Annotated in this window: 19 protein-coding genes and 2 tRNA genes; 17 read left to right on the plus strand and 4 right to left on the minus strand. The window is 37.7% G+C overall.

Annotated elements, in window-relative coordinates:
• Window positions 1–2: 2 nt before the first annotated feature.
• The 4 genes from BLV53_RS12655 to rpmH are packed head-to-tail and all read right to left on the minus strand — an operon-like array spanning window position 3 to window position 2,062.
• Window positions 3–1,277, minus strand: coding sequence for a YidC/Oxa1 family membrane protein insertase (locus BLV53_RS12655; RefSeq protein ID WP_090301437.1), 1,275 nt, complete (start codon window positions 1,275–1,277; stop codon window positions 3–5).
• 17 nt (window positions 1,278–1,294) lie between these two features.
• The gene (yidD, locus tag BLV53_RS17745; protein ID WP_090301439.1) at window positions 1,295–1,507 is read right to left on the minus strand and encodes a membrane protein insertion efficiency factor YidD; all 213 of its coding nucleotides are present in this window, start codon (window positions 1,505–1,507) and stop codon (window positions 1,295–1,297) included.
• Between the two features lie 33 nt (window positions 1,508–1,540).
• Window positions 1,541–1,879: a ribonuclease P protein component gene (rnpA, locus tag BLV53_RS12665; protein WP_090301441.1), complete on the minus strand. Its 339-nt coding sequence runs from the start codon at window positions 1,877–1,879 to the stop codon at window positions 1,541–1,543.
• Between the two features lie 48 nt (window positions 1,880–1,927).
• Window positions 1,928–2,062, minus strand: coding sequence for a 50S ribosomal protein L34 (gene rpmH / locus BLV53_RS12670; RefSeq protein WP_015550658.1), 135 nt, complete (start codon window positions 2,060–2,062; stop codon window positions 1,928–1,930).
• Between the two features lie 473 nt (window positions 2,063–2,535).
• Between rpmH and dnaA the strand changes: the two genes are divergently transcribed.
• From dnaA to BLV53_RS12755, 17 genes are all read left to right on the plus strand, one after another.
• Window positions 2,536–3,924 carry a chromosomal replication initiator protein DnaA gene (gene dnaA / locus BLV53_RS12675; RefSeq protein ID WP_090301443.1) on the plus strand — a complete coding sequence of 463 codons (1,389 nt, stop codon included), beginning with the start codon at window positions 2,536–2,538 and terminating at the stop codon, window positions 3,922–3,924.
• Window positions 3,925–4,208: 284 nt separating this feature from the next.
• Window positions 4,209–5,324, plus strand: coding sequence for a DNA polymerase III subunit beta (dnaN, locus tag BLV53_RS12680; RefSeq protein ID WP_090301445.1), 1,116 nt, complete (start codon window positions 4,209–4,211; stop codon window positions 5,322–5,324).
• Between the two features lie 9 nt (window positions 5,325–5,333).
• Window positions 5,334–5,549 (plus strand): S4 domain-containing protein YaaA, encoded by a 216-nt coding sequence (gene yaaA, locus BLV53_RS12685; RefSeq protein ID WP_090301447.1) that lies wholly within the window; start codon window positions 5,334–5,336, stop codon window positions 5,547–5,549.
• Entirely contained in the window at window positions 5,539–6,648 is a 1,110-nt protein-coding gene (recF, locus tag BLV53_RS12690) for a DNA replication/repair protein RecF (protein ID WP_090301449.1), read from the plus strand. Before yaaA ends, recF begins: the two co-directional genes overlap by 11 nt.
• Complete coding sequence (gene gyrB / locus BLV53_RS12695; protein ID WP_090301451.1) at window positions 6,632–8,560, plus strand: DNA topoisomerase (ATP-hydrolyzing) subunit B; 1,929 nt, start codon at window positions 6,632–6,634, stop codon at window positions 8,558–8,560. Before recF ends, gyrB begins: the two co-directional genes overlap by 17 nt.
• 45 nt (window positions 8,561–8,605) lie before the next feature.
• The gene (gene gyrA / locus BLV53_RS12700; protein WP_090301453.1) at window positions 8,606–11,140 is read left to right on the plus strand and encodes a DNA gyrase subunit A; all 2,535 of its coding nucleotides are present in this window, start codon (window positions 8,606–8,608) and stop codon (window positions 11,138–11,140) included.
• Window positions 11,141–11,249: 109 nt separating this feature from the next.
• Window positions 11,250–12,092 carry a fumarate hydratase gene (locus BLV53_RS12705; RefSeq protein ID WP_090301455.1) on the plus strand — a complete coding sequence of 281 codons (843 nt, stop codon included), beginning with the start codon at window positions 11,250–11,252 and terminating at the stop codon, window positions 12,090–12,092.
• Window positions 12,092–12,643 (plus strand): Fe-S-containing hydro-lyase, encoded by a 552-nt coding sequence (locus BLV53_RS12710; RefSeq protein WP_090301457.1) that lies wholly within the window; start codon window positions 12,092–12,094, stop codon window positions 12,641–12,643. Before BLV53_RS12705 ends, BLV53_RS12710 begins: the two co-directional genes overlap by 1 nt.
• A 58-nt stretch (window positions 12,644–12,701) precedes the next feature.
• Window positions 12,702–13,613, plus strand: coding sequence for an ABC transporter permease (locus BLV53_RS12715; protein ID WP_090301459.1), 912 nt, complete (start codon window positions 12,702–12,704; stop codon window positions 13,611–13,613).
• Between the two features lie 22 nt (window positions 13,614–13,635).
• Window positions 13,636–14,694: an ABC transporter permease gene (locus BLV53_RS12720; protein WP_090301461.1), complete on the plus strand. Its 1,059-nt coding sequence runs from the start codon at window positions 13,636–13,638 to the stop codon at window positions 14,692–14,694.
• A gap of 13 nt (window positions 14,695–14,707) precedes the next feature.
• Entirely contained in the window at window positions 14,708–15,712 is a 1,005-nt protein-coding gene (locus tag BLV53_RS12725) for an ABC transporter ATP-binding protein (RefSeq protein WP_090301463.1), read from the plus strand.
• Window positions 15,705–16,682, plus strand: a complete 978-nt coding sequence (locus BLV53_RS12730; protein ID WP_090301465.1) for an ABC transporter ATP-binding protein — start codon at window positions 15,705–15,707, stop codon at window positions 16,680–16,682. Before BLV53_RS12725 ends, BLV53_RS12730 begins: the two co-directional genes overlap by 8 nt.
• Before the next feature lie 71 nt (window positions 16,683–16,753).
• Window positions 16,754–18,481, plus strand: coding sequence for a peptide ABC transporter substrate-binding protein (locus BLV53_RS12735; protein ID WP_090301467.1), 1,728 nt, complete (start codon window positions 16,754–16,756; stop codon window positions 18,479–18,481).
• A gap of 147 nt (window positions 18,482–18,628) precedes the next feature.
• Window positions 18,629–18,716: transfer RNA gene (locus BLV53_RS12740), tRNA-Ser, on the plus strand.
• A gap of 15 nt (window positions 18,717–18,731) precedes the next feature.
• Window positions 18,732–18,802 (plus strand) — tRNA-Cys (locus tag BLV53_RS12745).
• A 91-nt stretch (window positions 18,803–18,893) separates the two neighbouring features.
• Window positions 18,894–20,114, plus strand: a complete 1,221-nt coding sequence (tyrS, locus tag BLV53_RS12750) for a tyrosine--tRNA ligase (protein WP_090301469.1) — start codon at window positions 18,894–18,896, stop codon at window positions 20,112–20,114.
• Window positions 20,115–20,195: 81 nt separating this feature from the next.
• Window positions 20,196–20,762, plus strand: coding sequence for a phosphatase PAP2 family protein (locus BLV53_RS12755; RefSeq protein WP_242879103.1), 567 nt, complete (start codon window positions 20,196–20,198; stop codon window positions 20,760–20,762).
• Window positions 20,763–20,898: the final 136 nt, after the last annotated feature.

Raw genomic sequence — 20,898 nt, forward strand, 5'->3', positions numbered from 1 at the left:
CCTTATTTATTATTCATTTCATTAAATTCTTTTACAAGATTTGCTTTTGCAGCAAGCGAGTTAGAATTAGCCTTTGCTCTAAATTCATCAGCCTTCTTAAGAGCTTCAGACTCTGAATTAACTAAGTTTGCCTTATCAGCCATAGAAGAATTCTTAGTACTCATACGAGCTGCTTCGTAAATCTGAGCCTGGCGAATACCACGCTTTTCTGCCTTAGCAGCAGCTTTTTCTTTATTTTTCTCAATAATGCTTTCAAGATCAATCTTTTCAAAATGCTTATTTAAGAAATACTGCTGAATAATACGAACAACAGCACCAGCAATCCAGTAAAGACCAAGACCAACAGGAACTGAAAAAGCAATGAATAATGACATAAGTGGCATCATAAGATTCATTGTCTTCATCTGCTGAGCCATCTGCTCTGACTGACCTTCAGTTGAGGTTGGTGTAAGCTTGATATTTGCAAGCTGTGATAAATAAGAAAATACAGGAATAAGAAGCGCACAAACGATAAGTGCAAAATTCTTATTGCTAGCAGACCATCCATCTTTAATAAGGTTAAGTGGAGTGTCTGAAATGTTTAACATAAATAAATAGTTAATCCTTTCAAGCTTTGCAACAACAGTATCAACTGATGATGCTAAATCTGGAAAAGAAGCTGTTACTGCTTCCCAGCCTGATGTTGGGAGCTTGTATAAAACATCAATAATTGAATCTGAAATTACTGATGTATCTGAACCTGAAAATGTAGGATTAAGATTTTTAACACCAGAATTTTCAAAAACACCCTGCATTTTATTTGCAAATCCATCTGTAGCCATAATACCACTTACAAGATCTGTAAAGATATTTTTTACAGAAGAAATATAAGCTGGAACATTATAGAATACACGATAAAGTGCAAAAAGAATTGGCATTTGGATTAACATAAATCCACAGCTACCAACCTGAGAAATTCCATATTTGTCATAAAGACTCTGGATTTCATTTTGCTGAGCCTGCATAGAAGCCTGGTCTTTTTTACCTTTATATTTGTCCTGAATAGCCTTCATTTCAGGCTGCATCTTACGCTGAAGTACAGCAAACTTCTGCTGCTGATAGGTAAGAGGGAACATACAAATGTAAATAAAGAAAGTAAAAACAATAATAGTAAGAGCTATACTTTGAAATCCAAGAGCAGAAAGCAAAATATAAATCTTGTCCATAAACCATCCAAGAACCTTAGCGATAGGTCCAAGAATGGAACCGTTGTAAGCGGTTAATAAAAGTTCGCTCAATGTAAAACCTCCAGTTTTTAAGGAACTGGATCAAATCCACCATGAGATAAAGGATTACAGCGGATAATACGCCATAATGCCAAACCACCACCCTTTATTGCACCATATTTTTCAACCGCCTGCAAACCATAATTCGAACATGTAGGACAATAAGGGCATTTATAAGATTTCATTGGAGATAAATATTTTTGGTATAGCTTAATTAAAAATATAAAAACTCTCTTTAACATGATTATTCAACACAATGGAAATGTCCATTCCAATTATTTACGAGTTACTTTATGAAGATTTGCAAGATGAAGCAAAGAATTTTGTATTTCTTCGAAATTAGCAGAAGCAGAAGCTTCTCTTGCAACGACTACAATGTCCAAACCACTATTGAACATCTCTTCATTAAGTCTATAACTTTCTCTTATCAGTCTCGTCAAATGATGTCTAACTACTGAATTTCCAACCTTTTTACTAACAGAAATTCCAATTCGATTTCGATCCGTTTTATTATGGTATATATACATCACAAGCTGCCTGTTAGCTTTTGACACACCTCTTCTGTATACAGTTGTGAAGTCCTTATTCTTTTTTAGAGATTCACTAAATTCCATAACAAATATTTTCCTTTAAATAGAAAGAAAGACCACATGGTCTGTGGCCTAAGCTGATAATTTCTTTCTTCCTTTTGCACGTCTAGCAGCAAGAACCTTACGTCCACCTGCTGTGCTCATTCTAGATCTAAATCCATGAACTTTGGATCTCTGTCTCTTTTTTGGTTGATATGTCATCTTCATAATATATCCACCTCCTCTTTATGAGAAAACATCAGTTGAAATTATAATGGCAAAAGCCCATAAAGTCAATAAATTTTGCAATATTTAAATTATGAAAAATCTGTGGATAAGTAAAAAACACAATATCTTAATAAATCGAATATATCTATACACTAAATATAGTGGAATTTTAAATAAAAAATTTTTAGAGTTATCTACAATCTGTGGAAAACTCTGTGGATAAGTGTATAATTTTTAACACTTATCCACATTTATAATCAAAAATGCTTTAAAATAAGCTATAATAATGTGGAAAAATGATAATACACATATGTGGACAATAAAACGCACTATATATACGGCCTCAAATTTCGAAAATAAGGCCTTTTAAACCTCAAACGACCCCCCACACCATTTATTAGTGAATATTGCTAAAATCGCTTATTTGGTTTATTATAGAAAAGAATATAAAATGTGGATAAAAAGGATCATTTATGGAAGAGATTGTTAAAAAATGGGAAGAGATACTTTCCTATTTAAAAAATGAATACGCTATCACAGACGTATCATACGATTCATGGATAAAACCTCTTGAATTATTTCAAATAGAAGATAATAAATTATATCTTACATATGGCGGTGAGCAAAGTACTATGACACTTGGATATGTCACAAGAAAATACGCCACCCCGCTAAAAGTAACAATAGCAGAAATTACTGGAATTCAATTCGATGAAATTTTAGTTATATCCCAAGAAAACGCAAAGCAAATTAATAGAGAAAAAAATGTTGTATCTATTAATATGGAAGAAACATCATCTTTTGAAGCAAACAAAAAGATGGGAAATTCTTCTATAAATCCTAAGTTTACTTTTGATAATTTTGTCGTTGGCCGAAATAACAGATTTGCTCAGACTGCAGCTCTTGCAGTTGCGGAGTCTCCTGGCGAATTCTATAACCCACTTTATATTTATGGTGGGCCGGGACTTGGTAAGACTCACCTAATGCAGGCTATTGGAAACTACATTGGAAAACAAAATCCAAATACTCATATATTATATGTAACTTCCGAGGAATTCACTAACGAAGTTATTGAAAACATGAGAACCAATAACAATGCTTCAGCAATGCAGCGCTTCAGAGATAAATATCGTACCGTAGACGTTCTTATGGTAGACGATATTCAGTTCATCATTGGTAAGGAAGCAACACAGGAAGAATTTTTCCACACTTTCAATGCTCTCCACGCTATGGGAAAGCAGATTGTAATTTCATCAGATAAACCACCTAAGGACATGGAAACTCTTGATGATCGTTTTAAATCAAGATTCGATATGGGACTTATGGCAGATATTGGCTATCCAGACTATGAAACACGTATGGCCATCCTTAGTAAAAAAATAGAAGAAAAAGATTTTAATCTTGATGAATCAATCAGAAAATACATTGCTGAAAACATTCAATCAAACATTAGAGAAATCGAAGGAGCTTTGAATAAGCTCATAGCTTTTTCGCGACTTGAAAAAATAGATATCACAATGGAAATAGCTGAACGAGAGCTCCAGAATTTTATTTCTCCAAATATTTCAAGAGAAATAACTCCTCAGCTTATTATAGAAGTAGTCTCTGAACACTTTAATCTTACTGTTGATCAGATGGCTTCAAAAAACAGATCAAGTAATGTTGCAAGACCACGACAAATTGCCATGTATCTTTGCAACACTATGACTGATTCATCGCTTCAAGCTATAGGTCTTCTTCTTGGAGGACGAGATCATTCTACTATTATTCACGGTGCAAACAAAATCGGGGAAGAAATAGAAAAGGATGAAAGTACTAGAAACCTTGTTGAAACTATAAAAAAGAAAATCAATCCTAATTAATGTTTATAACTTGTTTATAACATTATGGATAATTTGTGAACAGCCTGTTAGTCCTATTTGATAACCAATAGATGGTTGTAAATATCAAAATATTCAGACACTTTTTGTTCACATATTATCCATAGATTATCAATACAAAATTCACACTTTTTTTAGATTTAACATTTTATGTTTTACGCATAAATACTTGGGGTTTCACAGTTATATACAAATCCACAACCTATAAGAAGAGTACTTAGAAATATATATTTATTTTATTTTTTTTAGAAAGGGAGCACTCACTCATGAAAATCACTTGTCACGCAGCCGACCTTGTTAAAGGTGTTAATATTGTCTCAAAAGCAGTTCCGACCCGAACAACTATGGCAATACTTGAATGTATTCTTATAGATGCATCCTCAGGCGAGATAAAACTTACAGCCAATGATATGGAAATTGGTATAGAGACTATTGTTCAGGGTTCTATATTAGAAAGAGGCATCATCGCGCTTGATGCAAAGAAATTCTCTGAGATTGTTAGAAAGCTTCCTAAAAACGAAGTTACTATAGAGACAGATTCAACTTTCAAAACATCTATTACATGTGAAAAGGCAAAATTTGATATTATAGGAAAATCTGGCGAAGATTTTTCTTATATTCCAAATCCAAATAGAAATCAACCTGTTATTATTTCTCAGTACACACTTAGAGATATCATTAGCAGAACTATTTTTTCTGTTGCTGATAATGAAAACAACAAAATGATGATGGGTGAGCTCCTTGAAATCAAAGACAATAAGCTTAAAGTTGTTGCTCTTGATGGTCATAGAGTGTCAATCAGATATGTTGAACTGAAAAATCCAGCTGAAGATGTTAAGGTTGTAGTTCCAAAGAAGACCCTCAATGAAATCATCAAGATTATTGATGGTGGAGTTGACGATGTAGTTAATATTTTCGTTACAGAAAATCATATTATTTTTGAATTTGATCAGACTACTGTCGTATCTCGAATTATTGAAGGTGAATACTTTAAGATTGAGCAGATGCTTTCTGCAGATTATGAAACAAAGGTTAAAATCAATAAAAGAGAATTTTTCGAGTGTATTGATAGAGCAACAATCCTTGTAAATGAAGGTGATAAAAAGCCAATTATCGTGAGCACTTCAGACAGCACTATGTCTATTTCAATATCATCATTCATTGGTTCCATGAATGAAAGTATTGATATTGTCAAAGAAGGCAAGGATATTATGATTGGCTTCAATCCAAAATTTGTTATGGATGCACTTAGAGCAATCGATGATGAAGAAATCAGTCTTTATATGCTTAATGCAAAGAGCCCTTGCTTCATTAAGGCTGACGATGGTTCATACATTTACATTGTTCTTCCTGTAAACTTTAACAATCCTGGAGCCAACTAGGAGTAAGAAATGGAAAAAATACAGATTAGAGATGAATTTATAAAATTAGGCCAGCTTTTAAAGCTTGCCAATTTAGTAGAGTCTGGCGCAATGGCAAAAGATGTCATAGAAGAAGGCCTGGTAAAATATAATGGCGAGGTTGAAACACGCCGTGGCAAAAAAGTTTATCCTGGAGATATTGTTGAATTTAATGGAGAAAGTGTAACAGTTACCAATGATAATTAAATCCATTGAATTAGAGAATTTTAGAAATTATGATTCACTTAGTATTAATTTTGATGAACATACTACTATTCTCTTTGGAAATAATGCTCAAGGAAAGACAAATATTTTAGAGTCTGCCTATATGAGTGGTACTACTAAATCCCATAAGGGCAGCCGTGATAAAGAAATAATCAAATTTGATAAAAATGAGAGTCATATAAAGACAATCATTTCAAAAAATGACCGTGATTATCAGATTGATATTCACCTTAGAAAAAATAAATCAAAAGGAATCGCAATAAACAGGGTGCCAATCAAAAAAGCATCGGATTTATTTGGTCTTATAAATATAATATTCTTCTCTCCTGAGGATCTAAATATTATAAAAAATGGTCCTGCTGAGAGAAGAAAATTTATGGATGCTGAGCTTTGTCAAATAGACAAAATTTATCTTTCTGACCTTACAAATTACAATAAAGCTTTAAATCAGCGTAATGCTCTGCTAAAAGAGATGGTTTACAAGCCAGATTTAAAAGAGACACTATCCCTTTGGGATGAGCAGCTTATATCTTACGGTAAAAAGATAATAACAAGACGCCAGCAATTTATTAACGATATCAACATTATCGTCAAAGAAATCCACAATAAAATCACTTCTGGCAAGGAAAATATAGATGTCACTTATGATCCAAATATTGATGACATATTTTTTCTTGATGAATTAGTCAAAAATAAAGAAAAAGATATGAGATTCTGTCAGACCTCAGTAGGTCCGCACAGGGATGATATAAAAATAACTGTCGATGGAATCGATATCAGAAAATACGGAAGTCAGGGACAACAGCGAACTTGTGCTCTCTCACTTAAGCTTTCTGAGATAAAGCTTGTTGAAGATACAATTAACGACAAGCCTATTCTTCTTCTTGATGACGTTTTATCTGAGCTGGATAAAAATCGTCAAAGTGATCTTTTAGATAATCTTCTTGATACACAAACAATCATTACCTGTACAGGTATAGATGAATTTGTTAAAAATAGATTCAAGTTAAACACCGTTTATAAAGTTACAAATGGTTCTATAGAATTAATTACGGAGGAACTAGATGGCAAGCGAAATTAATCAGGAATATGGTGCAGACCAAATACAGATTTTGGAAGGACTTGAAGCAGTTCGTAAACGTCCAGGTATGTATATTGGCTCAACTTCAGAGAGAGGTCTTCATCATTTGGTGTACGAAATCGTAGATAATGCAGTTGATGAGGCATTGGCAGGTTTTTGTACACATATAAAAGTGACTATTAATCCAGATAATTCCGTGACTGTTGTAGATGATGGTCGTGGAATTCCTACAGGAATCAACAGCAAGGCTGGAATTCCAGCTGTAGAAGTAGTATTTACAGTACTTCATGCAGGTGGTAAATTCGGCGGTGGCGGCTACAAGGTTTCAGGTGGTCTTCACGGTGTAGGTGCGTCTGTTGTTAATGCCCTTTCAAACTGGGTTGAAGTTGAAATTAAACGTGATGGAAAAATCTTCAAACAGCGTTATGAGCGTGGAAAGACCATGTATCCTCTTAAGGAAATCGGTACATGCCCTATGGAAGAGACAGGTACAAAGGTCACTTTCCTTCCAGACGACACTATTTTTGAAACAACTGTCTTTGATTATAAAACTTTAAAGGTTCGTCTTCGTGAAACAGCATTCCTTACAAAGGGACTTCGCATCACTCTTTCAGATACCAGAAGTGAAGAGATCAAAGAAGAAAGCTTCCACTACGAAGGTGGTATCAAGGAATTTGTTCAATACATCAATCGTGGTAACAAGCCACTTTACGAAGATGTTATCTATTGCGAAGGTACAAAGGATAATATTTACGTTGAAGTTGCTATGCAGCATAACGATGGTTATCAGGATCAGGCTTACAGCTATGTAAATAATATCGTTACTCCTGAAGGTGGTACACATCTTACAGGTTTCAGGGGTGCCCTTACAAAAGTATTTAATAAATATGCCAGAGACAACAAGATTTTAAAGGACAGTGACCCACAGTTAGAGGGTGACGATATTCGTGAGGGACTTGCTGCAATCATCTCTATCAAAATCGAGGAGCCACAGTTTGAAGGACAGACAAAGCAAAAACTTGGCAACTCAGAGGCTAGAGGAGCGGTAGATTCTATTGTTACAGAACAGTTAACATGGTTCTTAGAGCAAAATCCTGCCACAGCAAGACTTATTTGTGAAAAATCTCTTCAGGCTCAAAGAGCCAGAGAGGCTGCAAGAAAAGCCAGAGATTTGAGCAGAAGAAAAACTCCACTTGAAGGTATGTCTCTTCCTGGAAAACTTGCCGATTGTTCAGACAAGGATCCAAAGAATTGTGAAATCTTTATCGTAGAGGGTGATTCCGCTGGTGGTTCTGCAAAGACAGCCAGAAGTCGTGCTACCCAGGCTATTCTTCCACTTCGTGGAAAAATCCTAAACGTAGAAAAAGCTCGCGAAGACAGAATCTATGGAAATGCAGAAATTCAGGCGATGATTACTGCATTTGGTACAGGTATTCATGAGAACTTTGATATATCAAAGCTTCGTTACCACAAGATTATTATCATGACTGATGCCGATGTTGATGGAGCTCACATTGCAACACTTATGCTTACATTCCTTTACAGATTTATGCCTGAGCTTATCAAGCAGGGATATGTTTACCTTGCTACTCCACCACTCTACAAGCTGGAGAAAAATAAAAAAATCTGGTATGCATATTCAGACGAAGAATTAAACAAGATTCTTACTGAAGTTGGCCGTGACTCAAGTAATAAGATTCAGCGTTACAAAGGACTTGGTGAGATGGATGCCGAGCAGCTTTGGGAGACAACAATGGATCCTGAAAAGAGAATCTTAAAGCGTGTTGTTATTGATGATGAAGATGTGTCTGAAATTAACGTTACTTTCTCAACTCTCATGGGTGATAACGTAGAGCCAAGACGAGAATTCATCGAAGCTAACGCTAAATACGTACAGAATCTTGATATATAAAAATTCTTAATATTTTTCGGGCTACGCCCGTAGAAAAGGTAAAATATGGACGACAAAATTTTTGATAATATTCATGATGTTGACCTGAAAGAAACAATGGAAAACTCTTACATCGATTATGCCATGAGTGTAATCGCATCTCGTGCCCTTCCTGATGTAAGAGATGGTCTAAAACCTGTTCAACGTAGAGTACTTTTCTCTATGATTGAGTTAAATAACGGTCCCGACAAGCCTCACAGAAAATGTGCTCGTATTGTCGGTGACACAATGGGTAAATATCACCCTCATGGTGATAGTTCTATTTATGGTGCTCTTGTAAATATGGCCCAGGAATGGAATACCCGCTACCCACTTGTTGATGGACATGGTAACTTTGGTTCAGTGGATGGCGACGGCGCAGCTGCCATGCGATACACTGAAGCCCGTCTTTCTAAAATTTCCATGACCATGTTTGGTATCAATTTCAAGGATGATAAATTCACCCTCGGAAAAGATATCGATATGGATGGCGTAGATTTCATGCCAAACTTTGACGAGACTGAAAAGGAACCAACAGTTCTTCCAGCTCGATATCCAAACCTTCTTGTAAATGGTACTACCGGTATCGCAGTAGGTATGGCAACCAATATTCCACCACATAACCTTCGTGAAATCATTGGTGCAGTTAATAAAATAATTGATAACCAGATTGAAGAGGACAGAGATACTGATATAGAGGAATTATTAGGCATTGTTAAAGGACCAGATTTTCCAACTGGGGGCGTAATCCTCGGAAAAGCTGGTATTGAGGAAGCTTACCGTACAGGTAAAGCAAAAATCAGGGTTCGTGCTGTATCTGAAATTGAACCAATGGACAACGGCAAGAACCGAATTGTTGTTACCGAAATCCCATACAACGTTAACAAAGCTAGACTTATCGAAAAGATTGCCGAGCTTCACAAAGATAAAAAAATAGATGGTATCACAGATCTTCGTGATGAATCTTCACGAGAAGGTATGCGTATTTGTATCGAGCTTAGACGTGATGTAAATCCAAATATCATCCTAAATCAGCTCTACAAGCACACACAGCTTCAGGATACTTTCGGTGTAATCATGCTTGCCTTGGTTGACAATCAACCAAAGATTCTCAATCTTAAGGAAATGCTTACACACTACCTTAATCACCAAAAAGACGTTGTTACTCGTCGTACAAAATATGAGCTTAATAAAGCTGAGGAGCGTGCCCACATCTTAGAGGGATTACTTATCGCTCTTGACAATATCGATGAGGTCATCCAAATCATCCGCAGTTCTGCAGATGTTGCCACAGCCAAGGCCACATTGATGGAGCGTTTTGGTCTTTCAGATGCTCAGGCCCAGGCTATTGTAGATATGCGTCTTCGTGCTCTTACAGGTTTGGAGCGTGAAAAGATTCAGGCAGAATACGATGAATTACAGGTGCTTATTGGAAAATTGAAAGCTATTCTTGCAGATGAAAAGGTACTTCTTTCAGTTATCAAGACAGAAATCACTGAAATAGCTGATAAATACGGTGATGACAGACGTACCTCTATCGGATATGACGAATATGACATCAATATGGAGGATATGATTCCTGTAACCAACACAGTTGTTACATTTACAAAGCTTGGATACATTAAGCGTATGAATGAGGACAACTTTAAGGCTCAGCACCGAGGCGGTAAAGGAATCAAGGGTATGGAGACAATCGACGAAGATTACGTTGTTGAAATGCTCATGATGTCTTCTCACGATTACCTACTCTTCTTCTCTAACAAGGGTCGAGTATACAGAATCAAAGCATATGAGATTCCTGAAAGTAGCCGTACAAGCCGAGGAATTGCCATTGTAAATATTCTTCAGCTTCAGCCAGATGAAAAAATCACAGCAATGATTCCTATCGAGGATTATTCTGAAGATAAATATCTGTTTATGGCTACAGCAGATGGATTTGTTAAGAAAACCAAGATTACAGAATATGACAACATCAGAAAGAATGGACTTACAGCAATTACTCTTCGTGATGACGATAAGCTCATCGAAGTTAAGCTTACTGATGGTGAAGAAGATGTAATAATGGTTACAAAATTTGGCCAGGCAATACGTTTCCCTGAGACAGAGGTTCGTCCAACAGGCCGTGCAACAATGGGTGTTATCGGAATGAATCTTGCTGCAGATGATATGATTATCGGCATGCAGATGATTTCCCAGGGTGAAAGTCTCATGACTGTTTCAGAAAATGGTCTTGGAAAATGTACTTTAATGTCTGAATTTAACACTATCCACCGTGGTGGTAAGGGTGTTAAATGCTATAAGATTACAGAAAAAACAGGAAATCTTATTGGTGCAAAGGCAGTTGAACGTGATGACGAAGTAATGCTTATTAACACTGCTGGTACAATTATCAGAATCGAAGTTTCTGGTACAGCCCTGCTTAGTAGAATTACATCAGGCGTAAAATTGATAGATTTAAAAGAAAATACTAAGCTTATTAGTATTGCAAAAGTTAGAAAAAGTGATACAATACTCTCGGAAGAGGTTGAAGAATTAAATGAAGGTTCAACAACCGAATCATAGTTTTGTGTATTAACTTTTAATAGCAATGGGGCTGTTATTTAGTAAAATAGCAGTCCCTTCTTTTTCAAAAATACACTTTAATCATTTAAAGTATTAACAGGATATTGTAATGAAGGTAATCGAGACAAAAGACATTATTGAGACTGTTAGTGAAATGTGCATAAGAGCTAATCATTATTTATCCGACGATATGAAATTAGCACTTAACAATTCTGTTAATAGCGAAAAATCAGAGCTTGGCAAGAAAATTTTAAATCAGCTTCAAGAAAATCTTGATATTGCTGATAAAGAACAGATTCCAATTTGTCAGGACACAGGAATGGCAGTATTTTTTGTGGAACTTGGTCAAGAAGTCCATATAGAAGGCGGTCTCCTATCTGATGCTATAAACGAAGGGGTTAGAAAAGGTTACACTGAAGGATACCTTAGAAAATCTGTTGTAGGTGATCCAATCGAAAGGGTTAACACAAAGGACAATACTCCAGCCATAATTCACTATGACATCGTAGCTGGTGATGGACTTAAAATCACTTTAGCACCAAAGGGATTTGGCTCAGAAAATATGAGTCGAGTATTTATGCTTAAGCCTGCTGATGGTATCGAAGGGGTAAAAGAAGCAATACTTACAGCTGTTAAGGATGCTGGCCCAAACGCCTGTCCACCAATGGTAGTTGGTGTAGGTATAGGTGGTACATTTGAAAAATCAGCACTTATGGCAAAGCAAGCACTTACCAGAGAATTTTCAGCACGTCCTACTATTTCTTGGGTAAAGGATTTAGAGGATGAAATGCTTGAAAAAATAAATAAACTTGGCATAGGGCCAGGGGGACTTGGTGGAACTACCACTGCTCTTGCGGTAAATATTAATACTTTTGCTACACACATAGCAGGACTCCCAGTTGCAATTAATATTTGCTGTCATGTAAACAGACATATTACGAGGACACTATAATGGAGCAGAGAATAACAACACCAATCACATCTGAAGTTTCTTCAAAGCTTCATTCAGGAGACTATTGTTATATCACTGGCGAGATATATGTTGCCAGAGATGCAGCTCACAAACGAATGAGCGAAGCTTTACAAAGGGGAGAAGAACTTCCAATACCAATTGAAAATTGCACTATCTACTACATGGGTCCATCTCCAGCAAGAGAAGGCAGACCTATCGGTTCTGCAGGTCCAACCACTGCCAGTCGTATGGATAAATACGCACCAAAGCTTTTAGATTTAGGTCTTAAAGCTATGATTGGAAAGGGCAAACGTACAAAAGAGGTAATTGATGCCATAGTTAGAAATAATGGCGTTTATTTTGCCGCAGTAGGTGGAGCAGGTGCACTTTTATCAAAATGCATCAAATCTTCAGAAGTTATCTGTTACGATGACTTGGGTGCAGAAGCTATTAGAAAGCTTTATGTAGAGGATTTTCCGGTAATAGTTGTTGTAGATTCTGAGGGGAATAACCTATACGAGACAGCTATAAAAGAATTCCAAAAAATTTAGATTAAAAAACGGGGATAGGTTTTTTAATTAAGTAGTACATGAAAAGGAGTATAAAAAATTGGCAAAATACGTAGTAAAAAGAGTTTTGCTAGCATTCGTAACTGTAATTGTTATCAGTTTAATTACATTCTTTGCAATGAATGCTATTCCAGGCGGTCCTTTCAACAAAGAAAAGGCTGTAAACGAAGCTGTAATCAGACAGCTTGAGGCCAGATATAATCTGGATAAACCTCTTTGGGAGCAGTACATTCTGTACATGAAAAATTTGGCTCATGGTGATTTCGGTGTATCTTTAAAGAATAACCGTGAGATTAGTGATATTTTTGCTGAGAGTTTTCCTATTTCAGCAAAAATCGGATTAATTGCTGCAGTTATAGCTATTATTTCAGGTATTGTACTTGGTTCAATAGCAGCATTAATGCGAAATAAATGGCCGGATAGAGTAATTATTTTCTTCATAACCATAGTTACCTCCATGCCGTCCTTCGTTGTGGCGACGTTGTTGCTCTACTATTTCTGTATGGTTCTTGGCATGTTCCAGGCATTCTCTGCAGGAGAAAATATGACAGTACTTCCAGTAATTGCCCTATCTTTATCTCCAATGGCATACATTACTCGTCTTACAAAGACTTCTATGCTTGATGCATTAGGACAGGATTATATCCGTACAGCAAAAGCAAAGGGTGTTTCACCAAGCAAAGTAATTTTCGTACATGGTCTTAGAAATGCTCTTATTCCTGTAATTACTTATGTTGGACCTATGATTGCAGGTATCCTTACTGGTTCAATGGTTGTAGAGGCTATTTTCAATCTTGGCGGACTTGGATCAAAATTCGTTAGTGCCATTACTAACCGCGATTACACACTTATCATGGCAACTACAATTTTCCTTGCAACAGTAATGGTTATCGCAAACTTACTTACAGATATTGTATACAAAATCATAGATCCACGTATTAAGCTTGACTAAGGAATAAAGGAGTATTTTATAAATGAACGAGAATTTAAAAAAAGCGCCTTTCTCTGCACAGATTAATCTTAGTAAGTTTAATATGCAGGATTTTGAAAAGGCCACTGATGAAGAAAAAAGACAGCAGGAAGTTATGGGCGAGCCTACTACCTTCTTCAAGGATAGTATGAAGCGTCTAAGAAAGAATCCGCTTGCGATGCTTTCAATTGTCATTCTTGCTTTACTTTTATTAGTTATTATTTTTGCACCACTTGTAGTACCTTACGGCTACGCAGATATCGTAAAGGGTACAGCAAATCTTCACCCAATGCAGTACAGTACCTCTGAACTTAAGCAGATTGCAAACGGTGAAAGTGTTTTTCCACACCTTTTTGGAACCGACTCACTTGGTAGAGATTACTTTATCCGTGTAGTTTACGGTGCCAGAGTTTCTCTTGGTGTAGGTATTTTCGCATCTATCCTTGTACTTGCTATCGGTATGCTTTATGGCTCAGTTTCAGGTTACCTTGGTGGAAAAGTAGACCTTGTTATGATGCGTATTGTTGATATCATTTATTCACTACCAGACATGCTTCTTATCATCCTTCTTGCCGTAGTTTTAAATGAGACTCTTACACCACTTATCGAGGGTACAATTTTAGCAAAACTTGGAACAAATATGATCGCACTTTTCATCGTATTTGGACTCCTTTACTGGGTAGGTATGGCTCGTCTTATCAGAGGCCAGATTCTCACAATCAAACAGAACGAATATGTACTTGCAGCTCAGTGTATTGGAACTTCCACAGCACGCACAATCAGAAGACATATTTTACCTAACTGCTTATCAGTAATTATTATTACTACTGCCCTTCAGATTCCTTCAGCTATCTTTACAGAAAGCTACCTTTCATTCTTAGGACTTGGTGTTTCAGCTCCTATGCCATCGCTTGGTTCACTTGCAAACGATGCAAGAGCCGGTATGATGACATACCCTGAAAGACTTTTGTTCCCAGCATTTGCAATCTGTTTGATTGTTCTTGCATTAAACTTACTTGGTGATGGTCTTCGTGACGCATTCGATCCAAAGTTAGCTAAATAAGAGGTGGAAATAAATGAAGGATTATAAATACATATTAGAATTAAAAGATTTACATACCACCTTTACTACAGATAACGGTGATGTATGTGCTGTTAATGGCGTTAATTTTTCTCTTGAGCCAGGAAAGACTCTCGGTATCGTAGGTGAGTCAGGTTCCGGTAAATCAGTTACTGCATATTCAATCATGCAGATTCTTGCTCAAAACGGAAGAATTTCTGGCGGAGAAGTTTTATACAAAGGCGATAATATCGTTAATTGGGGACCAAAGGAGATGGCAGGTTTCCGTGGTAGATGTGTTTCAATCATTTTCCAGGATCCTATGACTAGCTTAAACCCTGTATTTTCTATTGGATATCAGTTAAAAGAGGCTATTACTCTTCACACTGACAAGAAAAAAGCTGAAGCTGAGGAAAGAGCAAAAGAGCTTCTTACTCTCGTAGGTATCAATGAGCCTGAAAAGAGATTAAAGCAGTATCCACATGAGCTTTCAGGTGGTATGAGACAGCGTGTTATGATTGCCATGGCCCTTGCTTGTGAGCCAGATATTCTTATTGCTGATGAGCCAACAACAGCTCTCGACGTTACAATCCAGGCACAGATTCTTGAACTTATGCAGGATCTTCAGAAAAAGCTTGGTATGGCAATTATCATGGTTACACATGACCTTGGTGTTATTGCATCAATGTGTGATGAAATCATTGTTATGTACGGTGGACGTGTATGTGAAAGAGGTACAGCAGATGATATCTTCTACTCTCCTTCACATGAATATACAAAGGGCTTACTCCGTTCTATTCCTACCAGCGCAAACAGCAAAGAAAGACTTGTACCTATCGGCGGTACACCTATCAACCTGTTGAATATGCCACAGGGTTGTGCTTTCTGCCCTCGTTGTGACGAAGCTATGAAGATTTGCCTTAGAGAAAAGCCTGAGGAAATCAGAGTTGGCGAAACACACATGGCAGCATGCTGGATGAATATCAAGAATATGAAACAGGAGGTAGCTGCAAATGAGTAGCGAAAATATTTTAGAAGTTAGCCATTTAAAGCAATACTTCCCAGTAAAAAATGGTTTTAGAACAGTCCCACTTAAGGCTGTTGACGATATTTCTTTTTCTATTAAGCCAGGTGAGACACTTGGTCTTGTTGGTGAGTCAGGTTGTGGTAAGACTACAGTTGGTCGTACTCTTCTTCGTCTCTACCAGCCAACATCAGGACGTATTGTATTTGATGGTGATGTTCTTTTCGATAGTGAGAAAAAAATCGATGTAAACATGCAGCCATATCGTAAGCAGATGCAGATGGTATTCCAGGATCCATACTCATCTCTTAACCCACGTATGACTGTTGAAGACATTATTGGTGAACCTTTAGATGTACACAAACTTTATTCATCAAAGGGTGAGCGCCACGACAAAATCATCGAGCTTATGGAAACTGTAGGTCTTAACGCTGAGCATGCAACACGTTATGCTCATGAGTTTTCAGGTGGACAGCGTCAGCGTATCGGTATCGCAAGAGCTCTTGCTGTAGATCCAAAATTCATCGTTTGTGATGAGCCTGTTTCAGCCCTCGATGTTTCTATTCAGGCACAGGTTGTAAATATGTTTGAAGATTTACAGAAAGAAAGAGGTCTTTCATACCTGTTTATCGCTCATGATCTTTTAGTTGTACAGCATATTTCTGACAGAATTGCTGTTATGTATCTTGGTCACATGATGGAAATTGCTGAGGCTGATGAGCTTATGGATAACCCAATTCATCCATATACACAGTCACTGCTTTCTGCTGTTCCAATCCCTGATCCAGAGACAGCAAGAAAGAGTCAGCGAATCATATTAGAGGGAGATGTTCCAAGTCCTCTTAAAATGCCTAGCGGATGTCCATTCAGAACACGTTGCCGTTATGCTACTGAGCAGTGTGCACGTGAAATGCCTCCATTTACAGATAGAGGAAATGGACACATGGTTGCTTGCTGGAACAAATAGGAGAAGGTATATATTTGATTTTGATTCCTAACAGGAATTGAAATAGAGATTAAAAATACAGGAGGGATAGTATGAAAAAGAAATTAGTCTCTTTAGTACTTGTTGCTACAATGGCACTTTCAATGGTTGCATGTGGTAATAAGGCAGCAACTACTGAGAACCCTGCATCTACAGGTGAAGCTCCAGAAGTTGCAACAACAAAGGAAGACAAGACAACTCTTAACATCTGGATGTCAAGTGAGCCAGCTCACATCGATCCAGCGCTTAACTCATCAGTTGATGGTGGATGTCTTGCAGTAAACTCTTTCGAAGGCTTAATGCGTTACAACGAAAAGGGTGAGCTTGAGCCAGCTTGTGCAGAAAGCTATGAGGTTTCAGAGGACGGACTTACTTACACATTCACAATGCGTGATGGTCTTAAGTGGTCTAACGGTGATGAATTAACAGCTAAGGATTTCGTTTATTCTTGGAAGCGTGCAGCATCTCCAGAAGTTGCTGCTGATTACAGCTACCTTGCAGAAATTTTCCCAAGCTTCACTTATGAAGAAGGTCTTGGCGATGGTGATGTAGTTGCTTCAGAAGATGGTAAGACACTTACAGTAACACTTGGTGCTGTTTGCCCATATTTCCTTGATTTATGTGCATTCCCATTCTTCTTCCCAGTAAATGAAAAGGCAGTAGAAGCATCTAAGACTGGTGCAGATGATCCTGTAGGTGCATGGGCTAACGATGCAGGCGAAAACTTCGTATGTAACGGTGCTTATGTTCTTTCATCATGGAACCATGATTCAGATATGACATACGTTAAGAACGACAACTACTGGGATGCTGATTCAGTTTCAGTTACAACTCTTAATGTAATGCTTACAGCAGAAAATACAGTTGCTTACACAGCATATCAGACAGGTGACCTTGATTTCATCGATGATATTCCTGTAGCAGAAATGGAAGTTGCTAAGACAAGCCCTGAATATGTAGTTCTTGATAACCTTGGTACTTACTATGCATCATTCAACTACAATACAGGTCTTTACAAGGATCTTGGTCTTGATGAGGACCAGGCTGCTATCTTCCGTCACGCTATTACTCTTCTTATCGATCGTCAGTATATCATCGATACAGTAGCTCAGAATAACCAGGTTGCTGCTACATCATTCATTCCAGCAGGTTGTGCTGATGGCAACGGTGGTGAATTCAAGAACAAGGATTACTACGGAACAGATTACGATGCTAACGTAGAAGAGGCTAAGTCTCTCCTTGAGGAAATCGGTTTATTCGATACAGCTTCTGACAAGCTTACAAAGGATATTTCTTTAACATACCTTACAAACAACTCAGAAGGAAATGTTAAGATTGGTGAGTGTATCCAGGCTGACCTTGCAACAGTTGGAATTAACCTTACAATTGACCAGGAAGAGTGGAACGTATTCCAGGAGACACGTAAGGCTGGTAAGTATGACTTCGCTCGTGAAGGTTGGATCATGGATTACAACGATCCTATCAACATGCTTGAAATGTATACAACAAACTCTGGTAACAACAACCCACAGTTTGGTAAGGATTCAAGCAAGAAGCTTGATTGGTCTAAGTATGACGATATGATTGCTGGTATCCGTAAGGAAGCTGATCTTGCAGCACGTGCTGACCTTATGCATGAAGCTGAGGATTACCTCATGGATACATGGTGCATCATCCCTCTCTACTACTACAACGATCCATACATGATCAAGGATTATGTAAAGGGTGTTTATGGTACAGTAGAAGGAATGAAGTACTTCTATCATGCAACAATCAACTAATTTTTTATTTGATTTTTATAGCAAAAACAGTGCATAAAAAAAAATTTGAGGAAATCGAAAGATTTCCTCATTTTTTTGTTGACAATATCATATATGTCCTGTAGAATAACACTTGCGTCGAAACAAAATAAGAAACACCTACAACTTGGAGAAGTACTCAAGAGGCCGAAGAGGCGCCCCTGCTAAGGGTGTAGGTCGGGCAACCGGCGCGAGGGTTCAAATCCCTCCTTCTCCGTTTTATATGTAATAAGGTGCCATAGCCAAGTGGTAAGGCGTGGGACTGCAACTCCCTGATCGGCGGTTCAAATCCGTCTGGCACCTCTTTTAATCCCTCGACCCTAGTAATGGGGGCGAGGGATTTTTGTTTATAAAAAACTAACTGTTAAAAAATGTGGGAAAGGAGAATTTTGCAATGACAATTTATGACGAGTTAGTAGCTCGCGGCCTGATTGCCCAGGTAACGAACGAAGAAGAAATTAAAAAATTAATAAACGAGGGCAAGGCAACTTTTTATATAGGCTTTGATTGTACTGCAGATAGCCTTACAGCCGGTCACTTTATGGCTCTCACATTGATGAAGAGATTACAGATGGCAGGCAATAAACCAATCGCCCTTATCGGTGGCGGTACTACTATGATTGGTGATCCATCTGGTCGTACAGATATGAGAAAGATGCTCACTCGTGAGGACATCGATCACAACGCTGAATGCTTTAAGCGTCAGATGGAGCGTTTCATCGATTTTTCAGATGACAAGGCTCTTATGGTTAATAATGCTGATTGGCTTCTTAACCTCAACTATGTAGACCTTCTTAGAGAGGTTGGCGCATGCTTCTCAGTTAACAACATGCTTCGTGCTGAGTGCTACAAGCAGCGTATGGAAAAAGGTCTTTCATTCCTTGAATTCAACTACATGATTATGCAGTCTTACGACTTCTACTACATGTTCCAGAAATACAACTGTAACCTTGAGTTCGGTGGTGACGACCAGTGGTCAAACATGCTTGGTGGTACAGAACTTATCAGACGTAAGCTTGGTAAGGATGCTCACGCTATGACCATTACTCTTCTCACTGATTCACAGGGCAAGAAAATGGGTAAGACAGCTGGCAACGCAGTATGGCTTGATCCTAACAAAACATCTCCATTCGAGTTCTACCAGTACTGGAGAAATGTTGGTGATGCAGATGTTCTTAAGTGCATACGTATGCTTACATTCCTTCCAATGGAAGAAATCGAAAAGATGGACAGCTGGGAAGGTGCACAGCTCAATGAGGCAAAGGATATCTTAGCTTACGAGCTTACACAGATGGTTCACGGTACAGAAGAAGCTGACAAGGCTCGTGAGGCTTCAAAGGCACTTTTTGCTGGCGGAGCAAATTCAGAAAATATTCCTACACATACACTTGCAGCTGAAGACTTCAAAGAAGACAAGGTAGACATCCTTCAGATTCTCGTTTCAGCAGGTCTTACAGCCAGCCGTGCAGAGGCACGTCGTGCTGTACAGCAGGGTGGCGTTTCTGTAAATGGTGAAAAGGTATCTGATCCTTTCACAGCATATGAAAAGAGCGCTTTTGCAGATGAATTCCTTCTTAAAAAAGGCAAGAAATCATTCTGCAAGATTGAAGCATAAATATTTATAGTTAACAACTTATATATTAAGAGAAAAGTGCCTAGGTAAATCCAAGGCACTTTTTTAGAAAGAAGGGTTAAATTGGAAAATATAGGTAATATTTTTTATTTTGACTGGGAACTTGATTTTCTTCATTGGCTTCAAGGCATGCACAATGATGTTTTGGACTTCATATTGCCTAAAATCACCTTTTTAGGTAATGCAGGCTGGTTTTGGATAGCTGTTATCCTTCTACTTCTTATATTGCCTTATAATCGAAAATTAGGGGTACAATGTGCCATAGCCTTAATTCTTACAGCCCTAGTATGTAACGTGATTTTAAAGCCATCTATAATGAGATGCAGGCCATGCTGGTTGGAACCTGAGATACCTATACTGACAAATATGCCACATGACTATTCATTCCCATCAGGACATTCCAATGTCAGCTTTACTGTGGCTACTGCTATTCTAACCCGCAATAAAAAGTTTGGAATACCGGCAATCATCCTTGCTGCAATCATAGCCTTTAGTCGCCTGTATTTATTTGTACACTGGCCAACAGATGTAATTGTGGGCACTATCACAGGTATATGTGGTGGCATAGTTAGCTTTTACATTGTGAATTTCATATACAATAAAATATCTGCCAAAAAGTTGACAGCATAAGCTAAATTCTAGTATATTGTATACATCTTCGTGAGGGAGTAGCTAGCGCAATTATGATTGTGTTGTTTGTCAACAGACTCGGTTAAAACCTGGCAAACATTAAATAGTGAGACTCACGTGTAGTAGAAACTCTACT

The organism is Pseudobutyrivibrio sp. ACV-2 (genome assembly GCF_900107545.1).
Lineage (GTDB): Bacteria > Bacillota > Clostridia > Lachnospirales > Lachnospiraceae > Pseudobutyrivibrio.